Here is a 15246-nt window from a genome sequence, read left to right as displayed (position 1 = left end):
CGGTTCTCCTCGCGGACGGGCCAGGACCGGCCCGGTGGTCATATGGGGAGGGCCGCTCGACCTGCGCCTTCGCGGCCGGGCCAGGCGATGCGATCGGGCCCGGCCGCTTTCTGGACGAGCGGCGGGCGAAGCGCGAAAACCGTCCCGTCGAGGAGGTCGCGGCCGGACGGACGAACACCACGCCACCGGCCGCCAGGGCCACCCGAGGGCGGCGCCGGCCTGGCTGTCGCACAGGTGGGCCGGGGCCCTTCCATCGCCGGTCCGATCCTGCGCGGGAGCGGCGGGCCGGTCGCCGACATCCGAACCACCCAGCAGAAAGGCCTGCCATGCCCGTTGAAGTCCAGCCTCTCGACCCGTCCGTCGTGGAGACCCTGTCCGGCATCTCCACCGCCACCCTGACCACGGTCCTGCTGAAGAAGGGGCTGCGCAACGTCTGGATGCGCGGCACGCGGCCGCTGCAGCCGGGCCAGCCGCGCCTGGTCGGCCGCGCCTTCACCCTGCGCTTCGTCCCCGCGCGCGAGGACTTGGCGACGCCGGCGAGCTGGTCGAACCCGATCTCCACCCGCAGCGCCATCGAGGCGATGCCGCCCGGCGTCATCGCCGTGGCCGATGCGATGGGCGTCACCGATGCCGGCATCTTCGGCGACATCCTTTGCGCCCGCATGGCGAAGCGGCAGGTCGCGGCCCTGATCACCGACGGCGTCATGCGCGACGCCGCCGGGGTGAAGGGGACCGGCCTGCCCGTCTGGTGCCAGGGCGCGGCGGCCCCGCCCTCCGTCGCCGGGCTCACCTTCATCAACTGGCAGGAGCCGATCGGCTGTGGCGGCGTCGCCGTCTTCCCGAACGACGTGGTGGTGGTGGACGACGACGGCGCGGTCCTGATCCCGCAGGATCTGCTGGAGGAGGTCACGGCGCTGGCGGCGGAGCAGGAGGCGCAGGAATCCTGGATCATGGGCGAGGTGGAGAAGGGGGCTGTCCTCCCGGGCCTCTACCCCCCCAACGCGGAGAACAAGGCGCGCTACGAGGCCAGCCGCAAGCGCTGAGGCGGGCGTGCGTGGGCCGGGGGAGGTTCCGCCTCCCCCGGTCCGGGCCCCGGGGTGGCCCGTCCCCGAGGCAGGGCCGTGCCCGGGTCGCGGCCGGTCCTGAAGGCCGGCCCTCCCACCCCATCCGACACCATGCCGGCCCCGCATACGGCCCGGACATCCTCTCCGAGCGGCCAGCGCATGGCAGAGATTTCTGCGTACCCCTTGAAACTTTCGGTGCGCGGTGTTTGTTTGTGCATCGCAGCACAGCGGTGACGCGGTGCTGTCTTTCTTGGACGTTTCCTCCCTAAACTCGGCGGTGCCTCTGGCACCGCCTTTCTTTTTGCGGCCTGAGCCTGCACGCAAGGGATCGAACCCGCGATGCGGGGGATCCGGCGAGCCTGCCGCTCCCGGTGCGGAAAAGACCGCCAGACCAGTCCGCACGCCTCGCGAAAGCGCTCTCATACGAACGGCCCGATGTCTTTGATCCGTGGCGGCGCGGGGGTGTACCCGTTCCCCGGGGGCAAGGCTCTGCCTCGCCCCCGCTACCCCCACTCCGCCAGGACCCTGCGGGCCCTGGACCCGATCGGCGCTGCCGCGGGACAGCCTGCGACGGGGTCGAGGCGCCGAGGAGCCATGCTCCTCGGCGGGGACGAGGTCCGCACTCGCTGACGCCTTTGAAGGTTATTCAGAGTCCGCCTGTCCGCGCTCCGTCAGGGTTCAGCCCGCAGGCTGACGGCGGCCACGAAGCACCAGACTCCCAGCGGGGACCGGGGCCCGCTTGTGGCCCCGGCAGGGGAGGGTCCGTGGAGGGGACAGCGTCCCCTCCCGGTCCACCGCCGGAACACGGCAGCACGACAGGCGGGTCATCCAACCGTCGATATCAGCCCGGGCTCACGAGTAGCGGCGCCAGCTTCGCCCGGAAGCGTTCCGGCAACGGCTGCGGCACCTTCTGGGTGGCCCGGTCCACATAGACGTGGACGAAATGGCCTTCCGCGCTGGCGAGATCCTCCTCGCCACGGAAGATGCCCAGCTCGAAGCGGACGGAGCTGTTGCCGATCCGTCCGATCCGCAGCCCGACCGTCACCGTCTCGGGAAAGGACACCGGGGCGTGGTAGCGGCACAGGGATTCCACCGCCAGCCCGACCAGGGGCGAGGTCTGGATGTCCAGCTCTCCCGTCTCCAGCAGGAAGCGCGAGAGGGTCGTGTCGAACCAGGAATAGTAGATCGCGTTGTTGACGTGCCCGTAGGCATCGTTGTCGCTCCAGCGCGTCGTGATGGGCTGGAAGTACCGGTACTCCGCCCGGCGGGGCAGGAGGCGGGCGGGCTTGGCGCCTGGGGGTGGGGTGCCAGCGGGCGAAGCACCGGGGGTCGGGACGCCGGAGGGCGGGGCGGGAGCATCGGCCATGATTGCCCCGTTACAACGGCGCCGCTGTCCGGGGTAGGCCGGCGTGCCCCGTACAACACGCCCGCCCCGCCGGCGTTCCGTGCTATGGCCGGGACGCTTACAGGCGGGTTACGCCCCCACCCCCGGCCCGTGTAGGCTGGGCAGGGGAATTCGCTCCCAGGGGACCCAGCTCGGGAATGTCCGCACACGCCGCGCCTGCGCGCTCGGGAGGGCCGGAGCCCTTCCGCCTCCGCGCCGCCAATTTCAGCCTGCTGGTGCTGCGCCTGCTCGATGGCCGCGTGGAGGCCGTCGTGCCCGCCATCGCCGACCAGTTCCGCCGGGCACCCGGATTCCTGCGCAACGCCCCCATCGCCATCGGCCTGGACGACCTGGAGCCCGACGCCCAGGTCGATTTCGCGACCCTGGTCCGGGAGTTGCGCGCGGTCGCCATCTCGCCCATCGGCACCACGGGCGGCTCGCCCTCCCTGCGCTCCGCCGCCCTGTCGGCGGGGCTGCCGCCCTTGCGCAGCGTGGGGGGCGAGGCCCCGGAACCGCCGCCCGTGCCGGCCGCCAGCCTGCCTCCCCCACCCCCCCCGGCCGCGGCGGAGCCGCCGCCGGCGAGGCGGACCATGGTGGTGGAGGGCTCGGTGCGTGCCGGGCAGCGCCTCTGGGCCCAGGGCAGCGACCTGGTGGTGACGGGGTCGGTCAATCCCGGGGCGGAGGTGATCGCGGACGGGAACGTGCATGTCTGGGGGACGCTGAAGGGCCGCGCCATCGCCGGCGGGGCGGACGACACCGAGGCGCGGGTCTTCGCCATGGTCTTCGATCCGGAACTGGTCTCCATTGCCGGCTACTACGCGGTGCGCGATGGGCTGGGCGAGGCGCCGATCGGCAAGGCGGTGCAGGCGCGGCTGGTGGGCGAGAGCATGCGCTTCGACCGGCTGGGGACCTGAGGCCGCCCCGGCCGGCCAGGGGCCGGGGCCAGCGGGGGGCATCCGGGGCAGGGTCCCGGGGAAGGATTCAGAAGGGGGACTGGGCGCGATGGCGCAGGTGATCGTGGTGACGTCGGGCAAGGGAGGGGTCGGCAAGACGACCTCCTCCGCGGCCATGGCGACGGGGCTCGCCCAGATGGGCAAGAAGGTCGCGGTGATCGACTTCGACGTCGGCCTGCGCAACCTCGACCTGATCATGGGGGTCGAGCGCCGGGTGGTGTTCGACATCGTCAACGTGATCCAGGGCGAGGCGCGGCTGAACCAGGCGCTGATCCGCGACAAGCGGGTGGACACGCTCTCCATCCTCCCGGCCAGCCAGACGCGCGACAAGGACGCGCTGACCCAGGAGGGCGTCGGCAAGGTCATCGAGGAGATGCACCCCGACTTCGACTACATCCTCTGCGACAGCCCGGCGGGCATCGAGAAGGGCGCGCTGCTGGCGCTGTACTTCGCCGACCAGGCGATCGTGGTGACCAACCCCGAGGTCTCCTCCGTCCGCGACAGCGACCGCATCCTGGGCGTGCTGCAATCCCGCTCCAAGCGCGCGGAGGAGAAGCGCGACCCGGTGAAGGAGCACCTGCTCGTCACCCGCTACGACCCCGCCCGGGTCGAGCGCGGCGAGATGCTGAAGCTGGAGGACATCCAGGAGATCCTGCGCATCCCCCTGATGGGCGTGATCCCGGAGAGCGAGAGCGTGCTCAAGGCGTCCAACACCGGCAACCCGGTGATCCTGGACGCGGAGAGCAATGCGGGGCAGGCCTACAAGGACGCGGTGGCGCGTTTTCTCGGCGAGGACCGGCCCATGCGCTTCCTCGAAGCCGGAAAGAAGGGCATCCTCTCGCGCCTGTTCGGGGGGAGGGCGGCATGAAGTGGCTGGAATTCTTCCGCGCCAACCGCAAGGCCGAGCCGCCCACCGCCTCGGCCGCGAAGGAGCGGCTGCAGATCATCCTCAGCCATGAGCGGATCAGCCGGAACGGCGAGGACTTCCTGCCCAAGCTGCAACGGGAGATCGTCGAGCTGGTGGCCAAGCACGTGGCCATCAACCCCGAGAAGGTGAAGGTGGACCTGGAGCGCGGCAGCGACCTCTCCGCCCTCGCCATCACCGTGGAGCTGCCGGGCCCGGGCAACGAGGCGGGAAGCCGCATCACGGCCTGACGCGCGGCCGCCATGCCCGCCCCGCCGCCCCTGCCGCGCCGCAACTTGCTGGCCGCGCTGCCGGCGTTCTGGCCGCCGGCTGCCCGTGCCACCCCCGCCCAGGGCCCCGTGCCCCGTGGCGGCACCGCTTCCCCCTTGGCTGCCTCCCCCCTGGTCGCCTCCTCCCTGGCCGGCGCTCCGGACGACGCGGCGGAGGCCTGTACCGCGGTCGTGGAGCGACCGGACCTGGCCTGGCTGTTCACGGCCGAAGGCACCCAGGGCTGCTTCGCCGCCCGCCGCTTCATGCCGGGCTCCAGCCCGGAGCAGACGGTGCTGGTCGACCCGGCCCGTGCCGCGCGCCGGCTGCCGCCCGCCTCCACCTTCAAGCTGGTCACCGCCCTGGCGGCGGTGGAGTTCGGCGTGGTCGTGGACGCCGACCATCCTGCGATCCCCTGGGACGGCCGGACACGCCCCAACCCGGACTGGAACCGGGACCACACGCTGCGCAGCGGCTTCGCCGCCTCCGCCCTGCCCGCCTTCCAGGAGATCGTCCGCCGCATCGGCCGCGAGCGGCTGGCGGGCTTCGTCCGGCGCCTGGACTACGGCAATGCCGACCTGGGCAGCGGCCCGCTGGAGACCGCCTGGCTCGGCCAGGGCGGGCTACGGATCAGCGCGCTGGAGCAGGTGGCCTTCCTGGAGCGGCTGCGGCGCGGCACCCTGCCGGTCTCCGCCCACGCCCGCGCCGTCCTGCACGACATCGCCCTGTTGGACGAGGCGGGCGAGGCCCGCCTCTACGGCAAGACCGGCGGGCTGCTGCGGCCGGCCCTGGGCTGGTTCGTCGGCTGGGTGGAGGCGCCGGAGGGCGGCTGCTGCTTCGCCCTCAACATGGACACGCCCGACCCGCGCCTGACAGGGCGCCGCATCCCACTCGCCCGCGACATGCTGGCGGAGCTGGGCTGGCTGTAGGCCATCCGCTGGCTGGGGCGCCGGACCGGAGGAGGCGCCGCCTCCCTCCGCCGGGACCACGAGCGGGCCCAGGACCCCGCCGGAAGTTGGCTCACGCGGCGGGGGCAGCCTGCGGACCGAACCCTGGGAAAACCTGGGCAGGGGGGCCGCCGGACGCAGGATCATACGGATGGAACGATGCCTCGATCCGTGCTGGCGTGGCGCCCGTTCCCCGGGGGCGAGGCGCTGCCTCGCCCCCGTAACCCCCACTCCGCCAGGACCCTGCGGGCCCTGGACCCGATCAGCGCTGCCGCGCGGCTGGCTGCGACGGGGTCGAGGCGCCGAGGAGCCATGCTCCTCGGCGGGTACGGTGTCCGCACTTGCGGACGCCTTCAAAGCTATTCTGGAGTCCCGCCTGTCCGCGCGCCGTCAGGGTTCAGCCCGCAGGCTGACGGCAGCCGCGCAGCACCAGACTCCCAGCGGGGACCGGGGCCCGCTTGTGGCCCCGGCAGGGGAGGGTCTGGGAGGGGACGGCGTCCCCTCCCGGTCCGCCGCCCGAACACCACAGCGCCACGGGTCAGATCATCCCGCCGTCGTGATCAGGTACTGCATAGGCCGCAGCGGCCTCCGCGAAAGGGGCCAGGGGCTCTGCTCCTGAGCGCCTGTCCGCCGGTGCCGGCGATCCGGCACGCCGTCCCCGGGGATCAGAAGCGCAGCGGCCCCAGCGGGACCTCGGCCCGTCGCTCCGAACTCGTGACCGCCGCCTCCAGCACTGTCATGCAGGTCAGGGCCTGGTCCAGGGTCACCGGGCCCTCGCTACCCTGGCGGATGGCGTCCCGCACCCCCTGGTAGAAGCATTCGTAGGAGCCCGGCGAACGCACCGGCCAGGATTCGCGCCGGCCATCGGCCAGGGTTAGCAGGCCGGGCAGCGGGTCCTCGCCCCAGCCGGCATCGCCCGGCCCCTTGCCGTCGCGCATGGCCAGCGCCTGGGTGTCCAGCCCGTGCTTGACGTAGCTGCCGCCCGTGCCGTGCACGGCGAAGCGCAGCCCGTGATCGGGCAGCAGGCTGCCGCCCTGCAGGATCACCCGCAGCCCGTCCGGGTAGCGCAGCACGGCGTGGAACCAGTCATCCGCCTCGCCGCCCGGGCGCTGGATCGCCAACTCCGCCCGGATCGCCTCCGGCGCGCCGAAGAGAACCAGGGCCTGGTCCAGCAGGTGCGCCCCCAGGTCGAACCACAGCCCTGCGCCCGGCCCGGCGCGCTCGCGCCAGCGGTCGGTGACCTCGGGGCGGAAACGGTCGTAGCGGGATTCGAACTGCGCGACGCGGCCCAGCCGGCCCTCCCGCACCAGCCGGCCCACCTCCAGGAAGTCGGCATCCCAGCGGCGGTTCTGGAAGACGGTCAGCAGCCTTCCCTCCGCCCGGGCAAGCTCGGCCAGGGCCTGCGCCTCGGCCAGGGTGGAGGTGAAGGGCTTGTCCACCACCACATGCAGCCCCGCCCGCAGCGCCGCCTCGGCCAGCGCGGCATGCAGCCCGGTCGGCGCGGCGATCACGGCCAGCGCCGCCCCCGCCTCGCGGAAGGCGGTGACGGCGTCGGGGAAGACGGGCACGCCGGGCAGGGCGGCATTCGCCTTCGCCACGGCAGAGGTGACGACGCCCGCCATCTCCATCCCCTCCGTCCGGGTCAGCAGCGGCGCGTGGAAGAACTGTCCCGCCAGGCCGAAGCCGACCAGCAGGACCCGGATCGGAGTATCCATGACCTCTTTCCTCCCTCCGCCCAAGGCCGCCTCCGTCGTGCTGCCCGAGGCGGCGTCTTGCGGCCATTCGCCCTAGACTGTCACCTTGCTGGTCCGCACCGGCGTGCCGATCCGCCCGGCCACCCGGCGGCGCGCGACCGCGATGTTCAGCGGCTGGAAGGCCAGCAGCATGGACAGCCCCGCCGCCAGCCCCGCGTTGCGCGGCAGCGCCACCGTCAGGCAGCCGGGCAGCGGCGCCTCGCCGCTCGCATCGAAGACCACCGTGGTGCAGCCCGCCCCGACGCAGGCCTCGGCCAGGGGCGCCACGCCCGGCCCGTCCACCCCCGCGCTGCGGAGGAGGAGGATGCCCAGGCCGGGACGCAGGAACTCGAAGGGGCCGTGGCGGAACTGCCCGCCCTCCCAGCCGATGGTGGGGACGCGCGCCAGCTCCATCATCGACAGCGCGCCGCTCTGCGCGATGCCCTGCAGCACGTGCCGCCCGGCGAAGGCCACCACGTCGCAGCCGACCAGCGCCGCATCCACCGCCGCCGTGTCGGCCGGCGAATCCGCTGCCAGCACGGCGCGGAAGGCATCCTGCGGCAGGTCCAGCGCCTCCAGGATGGCGGCGTGCAGGGCCAGGGTGACGATGATGCTGCGGGTGGCGGCGAAGGCGTGCTCCGTGCCGCCGGCGCCGACCAGCACCGCCTCCGCCGCGCGGGCCAGGGTGCTGCCGCCCTCCAGCGTGATGCCGAAGCGACGCTCCTGCCCCGCGGGGCGGGCCAGCAGCTCCACGATCTCCCCGGATTCGCCCGACTGGGAGACGATGACGGCGGCCCGGGGAAAGTCCGGCAGAGGCGACATCAGCGCCTCCGAGGCACCCAGCGCGCGGCAGTCCAGCCCCAGCGCGCGGTACAGCGGCTCCACCGCGCGGTTGACGTAGTGCGAGCCGCCGATGCCGTAGAGCACCACCCGCCCGGCGGCGCGCATCGCCGCCGCCGCCGCCCGCGCCGCCGCGCCGCTGCCGTCCATCGAGGCGAGCGCGTCGCCGCACTGGCGCGCCATCTCCGCCTGCATCAGGCGCAGGCCCTCATGCTCTTCCATACGTGTCTCCATCGGGGCCGCGCCCTACACCACCCGGTCGGTGGCGGGGTCGATCAGGTGCATCCGGTCCATCTGCGCGGCGAGGTCGAGGCGCTGCCCCGGCTGCACCGGCACGTCCGGGTCGAAGCGGGCGCAGAGGCGCTGGCCGCCGGCCGTGACGTGCACCAGCGTCTCCACGCCCAGGGGCTCCGCCACCTCCACCGTCGCGGGCAGCGGCGCGGCGCCGGGGCGGCTGCGCGGCTCGGTCAGGTGCTCCGGCCGCAGCCCCAGCAGCATCTCGCGCCCGGCGAAGCGCCCGTAGCGGGCGGCACGGTCCGGCGGCACCGGCAGGGAGACGCCGTCGGCGAGCCGCAGGGCCAGCCCGTCGCCCTCGCCCTCCAGCCGCGCGGGCAGGAAGTTCATCGCGGGGCTGCCGATGAAGCCCGCGACGAAGCGGCTGGCCGGGGTGTGGTAGAGCGCCTGCGGCGGCCCGACCTGCTCGATCAGCCCCTTGTTCATCACCACCACCCGGTCGGCCAGCGTCATCGCCTCGATCTGGTCGTGGGTGACGTAGACCGTGGTGGTGGGGATGGTCTGGTGCAGCAGCTTGATCTCGGTGCGCATCTGCACGCGCAGCTTGGCGTCGAGGTTGGAGAGCGGCTCGTCGAACAGGAAGACGTCCGGCTCGCGCACGATGGCCCGGCCCATGGCGACGCGCTGGCGCTGGCCGCCGGAAAGGGCGCGCGGCCTGCGCTTCAGCAGCGGCCCGATCTCCAGCACGCGCGCCGCCTCGGCCACGCGGCGGGCGATCTCCGAACGCGGCGTGCGTCGCTGCTTCAGCCCGAAGGCGATGTTCTCGGCGACGGACATGTGCGGGTAGAGGGCGTAGTTCTGGAACACCATGGCGATGTTGCGGTCGCCCGGCGCCAGGTCGTTCACCACCTTGCCGCCGATGCGGATCTCTCCGGCGGAGATCTCCTCCAGCCCCGCGATCATGCGCAGCGTGGTGGACTTGCCGCAGCCGGAGGGGCCGACCAGCACCAGGAACTCGTGGTCGGCCAGGTCGAGGTCGATCCCGTGCACGACGGTGAGCGGCCCGTAGGATTTCGTCACGCCGCGGAGGCTGAGCTGCGCCATCCGGTCAGGTCCCCTCATCCGTGTACAGGCCCCGTTCCGGCGACCATTCCATCCCCGCGTCGAAGGGCAGGGCGGGCCGCCCGATCCGCGTATAGGGCAGCCGGGTGAGGTCGAGGTTGGAGGTGCCGTCGCTGAGCAGCAGGATGTGGCGGGCGCCGACATCCTCCAGCTCCGGATGCAGGTAGCCGACCTTGAACACGAAGACGCCCGGCGCACGCGGGTCGATCCCCATCGCCTCCAGCAAATGGGGCGTCGTGATCTGCATGCGCCGGGCGTGGAAGGTCGCGGTGACATGGCCGAAGCGCACCCGCGCCCAGGGGGAGCTGACGGCGCGCAGGTGCGGCGCGGAGGTGGGGTTCAGCGCCTCGCCCAGCGCCTCCACCACGCCGGTCGCGGGCACCGGCACGGCCGGGCGCGAGAGATGCTCCGCCCCCAGGGCGAGCGTCACCGTCGCGCCGAGGCCCGCCGCGTGGCACTGCGCCACCGTCTCCGGCGCGATGATGTTGCAGACGACAATGGGGCCGATCTCCGGCCGGGCGAGCGCCGCCTGCAACACCAGGGTCAGGTCGCCATAGGCCCCGGCGGTGACATTGTCGCCAGCATCGCTGACATAGACGGGCCCGTCCTGTGCCAGGCGGCCGGCCTCCAGCAGCCCTTCCGTCACCTCGCGCGCCGGCATCTGCAGGCGGAACTCGTCGCGCCGGGCCCAGAGCGCCGCCGCCATCTCCAGCGCCGTCGCGCGCGCCAGCGCCGGATCGCCTTCCGTGGTGACCAGGGCGGCCATGCCGATCCAGGGCCGGTCGTTCCAGGCGAAGCCCACCATGTAGTCCGCGCCCAGGATGCCGGGGCGGCGGTCGATCTCCGGCAGGGCGGCGTAGAGCGAGCGCATCGGCTCGTAAGCCGTCATCGCCATCTCGCCGGGCACGAGGAGGGGGATGTGGACGGCCGCGCGGCGCGGCGCCAGCCCCTCGCGCAGGATGCGCAGCAGCATCCGCGCCGCCCGGTATCCCGTGCCGTCGTCGTCGCGGTGCGGCGCGGTGCGGAAGACGGCGAAGGCCTGGGCGTCGCGCAGCAGCGGCGGCGGGACGTGGCCGTGCATGTCCAGCGCCATGGCGATGGGCAGGTCCGGCCCGACCTGCGCCCGGATGGCGCCGATCAGGTCGGTGTCGCCGGTGACGTCGAGGCCGTCCACCTCCATCGCGCCGTGATTGCCCGCGACCAGCCCGTCGAAGGGGCCGTTCGTCGCGATCAGGGACAGGATCTCCGCCTTGCAGGATTCGAAGAAATCGGGGGCGAAGGGGGCGCTGGCGCGGCAGCGCACCACCATCAGCGGCACGATCTCCACCGCCGGGTCCTCGCGCAGCGCGGCCACGATGCCGCGCACCACCCAGAGGTCGTTCTCCACCACCTCCCGCCCGCGCGAGACCAGCACGGTGCGCGGGTCGAGATGGCCGGGCGTGGCCAGCATCGCCTCCTGCGACATGCCGAAGACGCCGATGCGCAGCCGTTTCATCCCCGTCGCTCCCGATCAGAGGTCACCATGGCACCGTCTCGGCGGCGTCGAAGCGCGTGCAGCCTTCCAGCGCCAGCGCCACCCCGCCCCAGCAGCCGCTGCTGGCGGAGAGGGCGGCGAGGTCGATCCGGCAATCCTCGCGCGCGGCCACCAGGGACTCGCGCGCGATGGCCGTCTCCATGGCCGGGCGCATCCAGGGATACAGGCGGGACAGGCCGCCCCCCAGCACCACCAGCGGCGGGTTGAAGATGTTGATCACGTTGGCGAGCCCGGCGCCGAGGAAGTGCCCCGCCTCCGCCAGCACCTCCAGCACCGGCGCGTCGCCCATGCGGGCGCGCTCCTCCAGCGCGGCGAGGTCGGAATCCCCCCCCTGCTGGACCGGATGGCCGCGCCGGGCCAGGCGCTCGCGGATCGAATCCACCGAGACATAGGCGGAGAGGCAGCCCGAGGCGCCGCAGCGGCAGAGCCGGCCGCCCGGGACGATCTTGTGGTGCCCGATCTCGCCGCCGAAGCCGCTGGCGCCGCGGCACACCTCCCCGTCCAGGAAGATGCTGGCGCCGACCCCCGAGCCGCTTTCCAGGTAGACGAAGTCCGGGAAATCCACCGCCGAGCCGAACAGGTACTCGGCCAGGGCGGCGGCGTTGGCGTTGTTCTCCAGGAAGGTCGGGCGGGTGACGTCGCGCGCCAGGATGTCGCGCAGCGGCACGTCGCGCCAGCCCAGGTTGGGCGACTGCGCGAGATGCCCCGCGCGGCTGAGCAGGCCCGGCAGGGCGACGCCGACCGCCAGCACCTCCTCCATCCCGCGTCCCAGCTCCGCCACCACGGCCCTGGTCTCGGCCTGGATGGTCGCGCCCAGCCGCTCCGCCTCCGGCAGCGGCACCACCCGGTCCGCCAGCAGCGCGCCGTCCAGCCGCGCCGCGCCGAGATGCAGGCCGTGCGGCCGCAGGTTCACCCCCACCAGCAGCCCGCTGCGTTCGGAGAGGCGGATGCGCTCGCCCGGCCGACCGGGGCGGCCGCTGCCGCTGCCGCGCTCGCGCTCCACCAGGCCGCGCGCCTCGAACTGCTGCACGATGGTGGAGACGGTGGATTTGTCGAAGCCCGACTGCCGCACCAGCTCCCGCTGCGACAGCAGCGGGTTCAGCCGGATAACGTGGAAGATCCGCGAGGCGTGGATCTGCCGCACGATCGAGGGATGCATGCTGCGCGTGTCGCGCGTGACCCCGCGCGCGGCCGCGCCCAGCTGGTGGCGCCAACGGGGCACGGATCAGGCCGGGCCGAACAGGCCCTGGCCGGCGGACCATGCCATGTCGCCATCCATGGGGAAGGAGGGGCGCGCGATATGGGTGTAGGTCAGGCGCAGGAAGTCGAGATCGGCCACGCCGGGGCTGATCAGGCAGATGTGGCGGGCCGCCATGTCCTCCTGCTGCGGATGCAGGTAGCCGACCTTCACGACGGCGGTCTTGCGGGCCCGGGGGTCGATGCCGACCGCCTCCAGATGGCCCGGCCCGGTGAAGGAGACGCGGGCGGCGTGGAAGGTGGCCACCACGCCGTCGATCCGCACCCGCGCCCAGGCGCCATCGGAGCCGCGCAGGTTCTGGAAGCGGCGGACATCCACGCGATCGCCCAGCGCCTCCACCGTGGCGCGGACCGTGCGCGGCCACGGCTCGGCGGAGATGTGGCGGCCGATCTCCAGCGTGACATCTGCCCCCGCGCCGGCGGCCTGGCAGGCGGCGACGATCTCCGGGGCGAAGATGCCGGCGACCACGATGTCGTCCATGCCGAGGTCCAACGCCTCCTGCAGCACGAAGGTCAGGTCGCCGCCCGCCCCGGCCGTGGTGTTGTCGCCGGAATCGCTCAGCAGCACGGGACCGGTGGCGGCGTCGCGGGCGCGCAGCAGGCCGTCGCGGAGATCGGCCGTCTCCATCTCCAGCCCGAAGCGGTGGCGCTGCGCCCAGGCCTTCTCCGCGATCTCCAGGGCGAGGTCGCGGCCCAGCGCCTCGTCCGTCTCCGTCAGCACCACCGCCTTCATCCCGCACCAGGGCAGGTCGTTCCAGCCGAAGCCGACGAAGAGGTGCGCCTCCACCACGCCGGGGCGGGCGTCGTAGTCCGGCAGCATCCCGAACAGGCCGCGCGCCGGCTCGTAGGCGGTCATGGCCTTTTCGCCGGGCACGAAGATGGGGATGTTCACCGCCGCCTTGCGCGGGCGCACCCCGGTCCGCATCACGCGGAGGAGCTGGTCGGTGGCGCGGCGGCTGGTCTCGTAGTTGTCGCGATGGGGCGCGGTGCGCAGGCAGCTCATCACCGTCAGCGCCTCCAGCAGCGCCGGCGTCACCTGGCCGTGCATGTCGAAGGGGATGGCGATGGGCACCTCCGGCCCCACCGCCGCGCGGATCGCCACGACGTAGTCGGTATCGCCATGCACCCCCAGCCCGTCCACCTCGGCCGCGCCGTGGTTGAGCACCATGATGCCGTCGAAGGGGCCGTGCCGTCGCAGCAGCTCCAGCGACTCCCGCTTGATCGCCTCGTAGAAGCCGCGCTCGAAGGCGCCGCCCGGCAGGGTGCGGACCAGCAGCAGCGGCACCGCCTCCACCCCCGGCTCCTCCGCCAGCCGGTCGGTGACGCCGGTGATGGTGGTGAGGTCCTGCTCCAGGATCTCCGCGCCCCGCCAGATGTTCGAGGTGGCGGGGTCGGTGAGGAAGGGGCAGGCGATCATCGCCTCGTGCCGGAACCCCAGGATGGCGACGCGCTGCACGATGCTTCCTGCTCCTCGCGGATCGGGGACGGCGAGGGTCATTTATCCGATCCCTGGAAAAACTAGGCACCACGATCTTGGAGCGTCAAGCGCCCGGATGTCATGTTCAGCCGGCACGGCCGGTGGAAACGGCCTCTTCGGCGCCTGTCCGGCGCGCGCTTCCGCGAAAAGCGCTGCATCTCCGGAAATCCGCTTGACGGCCTGCCCGAATCCCCATCCCATTAATCCCGGCTTCGGACGAAAGAGGGTGCCATGGCGCAGGTGATGGGACGCAGGGCCGCCGGCATGCTGCTGGGCGCGATGGGCACGGCGGCCCTGGCCGCGCCCCGGGCCCAGGCCAGGCAGGTGCCGGAGTTCTGGCACTACCTCGGCGCCCCGGGCGAGATCGAGGCGGTCAAGGCACTGATGGCGGTCGCCAACGCCAAGTATCCCAACACCCCCATCACCGACCGCGTCATCCCCGGCAGCAGCGCCGGCGTGCGGCAGCAGGTGCAGGTCTCGCTGATGGGCGGGGTGCCGCCCACCTCCTTCCAGCTCAGCGCCGGCTACGAGCTGCGCAGCACCGCCGCCACCGGGCGGCTGGTCGAGGTCGCGGATGTCTGGAAGGACGTGCGCGGCGACGAGATCTTCTCCGAGGGGCTGCGCCGCGTCCTCTCCCTCAGCGGCAGCGCCTACGGCATTCCCTTCGGCGTCGGCATCATCAGCAACGTCTTCTACAACAAGGCGGTGTTCGAGCGGCTGAAGCTCTCCGTCCCCACCAGCTGGGACGAGTTCGGCGAGGTCTGCAAGGCGCTGAAGGCGGCCGACATCCATCCCCTGACCAGCGCCCAGGGCCCCTCCTGGACCACCTACCAGTTCTACGGCCCGCTGATCACCGTGCTGGGCGTGGAGGGCTGCTGGGAGTTCATCCGCGGCAACGTCGCCTTCAACGGGCCGGAGATGCTGCGCGCCTTCCGCCTGTTCAAGGAGCGCATGGCCTCGAACTTCGATCCGACCTGGACCGGCGCGAAGTGGTCGGACGGCGTGGACCAGATGATGCGCGGTCGCGTCGGCATGTACTGCGTCGGCGACTGGGCCTCGGCCTACATGAAGCAGCGCGGCTGGACCCCGGGGAAGGAGTACGACCTGTTCTACCTGCCGGGGCTGGAGAAGGTCAGCATCACCCAGACGGACGTGGCCGTGGTGCTGAAGGGCGAGATGACGGAGACGGGCAAGAACTTCCTGCGCGCCATCGCGACGCCGGAGGCGCAGGAGGCCTTCGCCAAGATCAAGGGCGGCACGGCGCCGAACAGCAAGACGTCGCCCGACATCTACGACGTCCTGGCCCGCCGCACCTTCGAGAAGCTGGGGCGCACCGGCGACGGCTACGTCACCATCCCCAATCCCTACCTGATGCTGCCGACCGGCTTCCACATCGAGTTCGGCACGGAGGTCGAGCGCTTCGCCGCGAAGCTGGACGAGCAGGCGCTGGTCGCCTCCCTGAACACGCTGGAGCAGAAGCGCCAGCAGCTGAAGCGCGAGGACAAGTTCGCCTCCTTCTGACGGAACGAC

The 15246-nt window shown here is 72.6% G+C and carries 13 protein-coding genes; 6 read left to right on the top strand and 7 right to left on the bottom strand.

Features of this window, described 5'->3' with window-relative positions:
* Nucleotides 1–326: 326 nt before the first annotated feature.
* On the top strand, nt 327–1043 hold the full coding sequence (locus LPC08_RS19815) for a ribonuclease activity regulator RraA (protein WP_230449956.1): 717 nt from the start codon (nt 327–329) through the stop codon (nt 1041–1043).
* An 862-nt stretch (nt 1044–1905) separates the two neighbouring features.
* On the opposite strand, the gene LPC08_RS19810 is transcribed toward LPC08_RS19815, so the two are convergent.
* A complete protein-coding gene (locus LPC08_RS19810) occupies nt 1906–2430 on the bottom strand; it encodes an acyl-CoA thioesterase (RefSeq protein WP_230449955.1) in 525 nt (174 codons plus the stop codon).
* A 176-nt stretch (nt 2431–2606) separates the two neighbouring features.
* Between LPC08_RS19810 and minC the strand changes: the two genes are divergently transcribed.
* From minC to LPC08_RS19790, 4 genes are all read left to right on the top strand, one after another.
* On the top strand, nt 2607–3362 hold the full coding sequence (gene minC / locus LPC08_RS19805) for a septum site-determining protein MinC (RefSeq protein WP_230449954.1): 756 nt from the start codon (nt 2607–2609) through the stop codon (nt 3360–3362).
* 88 nt (nt 3363–3450) lie between these two features.
* Entirely contained in the window at nt 3451–4269 is an 819-nt protein-coding gene (minD, locus tag LPC08_RS19800) for a septum site-determining protein MinD (protein ID WP_230449953.1), read from the top strand.
* Entirely contained in the window at nt 4266–4556 is a 291-nt protein-coding gene (minE, locus tag LPC08_RS19795) for a cell division topological specificity factor MinE (RefSeq protein ID WP_230449952.1), read from the top strand. Before minD ends, minE begins: the two co-directional genes overlap by 4 nt.
* A gap of 135 nt (nt 4557–4691) precedes the next feature.
* Nucleotides 4692–5501: a penicillin-binding transpeptidase domain-containing protein gene (locus tag LPC08_RS19790; protein WP_230449951.1), complete on the top strand. Its 810-nt coding sequence runs from the start codon at nt 4692–4694 to the stop codon at nt 5499–5501.
* A 683-nt stretch (nt 5502–6184) separates the two neighbouring features.
* Here LPC08_RS19790 and LPC08_RS19785 read toward each other — a convergent pair.
* From LPC08_RS19785 to LPC08_RS19760, 6 genes are all read right to left on the bottom strand, one after another.
* Nucleotides 6185–7234, bottom strand: coding sequence for an oxidoreductase (locus tag LPC08_RS19785; RefSeq protein ID WP_230449950.1), 1050 nt, complete (start codon nt 7232–7234; stop codon nt 6185–6187).
* A 72-nt stretch (nt 7235–7306) separates the two neighbouring features.
* Nucleotides 7307–8314 (bottom strand): SIS domain-containing protein, encoded by a 1008-nt coding sequence (locus LPC08_RS19780; RefSeq protein WP_230449949.1) that lies wholly within the window; start codon nt 8312–8314, stop codon nt 7307–7309.
* Nucleotides 8315–8338: 24 nt separating this feature from the next.
* Entirely contained in the window at nt 8339–9430 is a 1092-nt protein-coding gene (locus LPC08_RS19775) for an ABC transporter ATP-binding protein (protein ID WP_230449948.1), read from the bottom strand.
* 4 nt (nt 9431–9434) lie between these two features.
* On the bottom strand, nt 9435–10943 hold the full coding sequence (locus LPC08_RS19770; protein WP_230449947.1) for a M81 family metallopeptidase: 1509 nt from the start codon (nt 10941–10943) through the stop codon (nt 9435–9437).
* Between the two features lie 22 nt (nt 10944–10965).
* Entirely contained in the window at nt 10966–12204 is a 1239-nt protein-coding gene (locus LPC08_RS19765) for an ROK family transcriptional regulator (RefSeq protein ID WP_230449946.1), read from the bottom strand.
* A 3-nt stretch (nt 12205–12207) separates the two neighbouring features.
* Entirely contained in the window at nt 12208–13737 is a 1530-nt protein-coding gene (locus tag LPC08_RS19760; protein ID WP_230449945.1) for a M81 family metallopeptidase, read from the bottom strand.
* A 210-nt stretch (nt 13738–13947) separates the two neighbouring features.
* Between LPC08_RS19760 and LPC08_RS19755 the strand changes: the two genes are divergently transcribed.
* The gene (locus LPC08_RS19755; RefSeq protein WP_230449944.1) at nt 13948–15237 is read left to right on the top strand and encodes an ABC transporter substrate-binding protein; all 1290 of its coding nucleotides are present in this window, start codon (nt 13948–13950) and stop codon (nt 15235–15237) included.
* Nucleotides 15238–15246 lie beyond the last annotated feature (9 nt).

Source organism: Roseomonas sp. OT10 (genome assembly GCF_020991085.1).
Classification (GTDB): domain Bacteria; phylum Pseudomonadota; class Alphaproteobacteria; order Acetobacterales; family Acetobacteraceae; genus Roseomonas; species Roseomonas cutis.
This window is presented reverse-complemented; position numbering and strand designations above follow the sequence as displayed.

Coding starts and splice junctions, on each gene's coding strand:
- LPC08_RS19815 (WP_230449956.1), top strand. CDS start 327: ATGCCCGTTGAAGTCCAGCCTCTCGACCCGTCCGTCGTGGAGACCCTG.
- LPC08_RS19810 (WP_230449955.1), bottom strand. CDS start 2,430: ATGGCCGATGCTCCCGCCCCGCCCTCCGGCGTCCCGACCCCCGGTGCT.
- minC (WP_230449954.1), top strand. CDS start 2,607: ATGTCCGCACACGCCGCGCCTGCGCGCTCGGGAGGGCCGGAGCCCTTC.
- minD (WP_230449953.1), top strand. CDS start 3,451: ATGGCGCAGGTGATCGTGGTGACGTCGGGCAAGGGAGGGGTCGGCAAG.
- minE (WP_230449952.1), top strand. CDS start 4,266: ATGAAGTGGCTGGAATTCTTCCGCGCCAACCGCAAGGCCGAGCCGCCC.
- LPC08_RS19785 (WP_230449950.1), bottom strand. CDS start 7,234: ATGGATACTCCGATCCGGGTCCTGCTGGTCGGCTTCGGCCTGGCGGGA.
- LPC08_RS19780 (WP_230449949.1), bottom strand. CDS start 8,314: ATGGAAGAGCATGAGGGCCTGCGCCTGATGCAGGCGGAGATGGCGCGC.
- LPC08_RS19775 (WP_230449948.1), bottom strand. CDS start 9,430: ATGGCGCAGCTCAGCCTCCGCGGCGTGACGAAATCCTACGGGCCGCTC.
- LPC08_RS19770 (WP_230449947.1), bottom strand. CDS start 10,943: ATGAAACGGCTGCGCATCGGCGTCTTCGGCATGTCGCAGGAGGCGATG.
- LPC08_RS19760 (WP_230449945.1), bottom strand. CDS start 13,737: ATGACCCTCGCCGTCCCCGATCCGCGAGGAGCAGGAAGCATCGTGCAG.
- LPC08_RS19755 (WP_230449944.1), top strand. CDS start 13,948: ATGGCGCAGGTGATGGGACGCAGGGCCGCCGGCATGCTGCTGGGCGCG.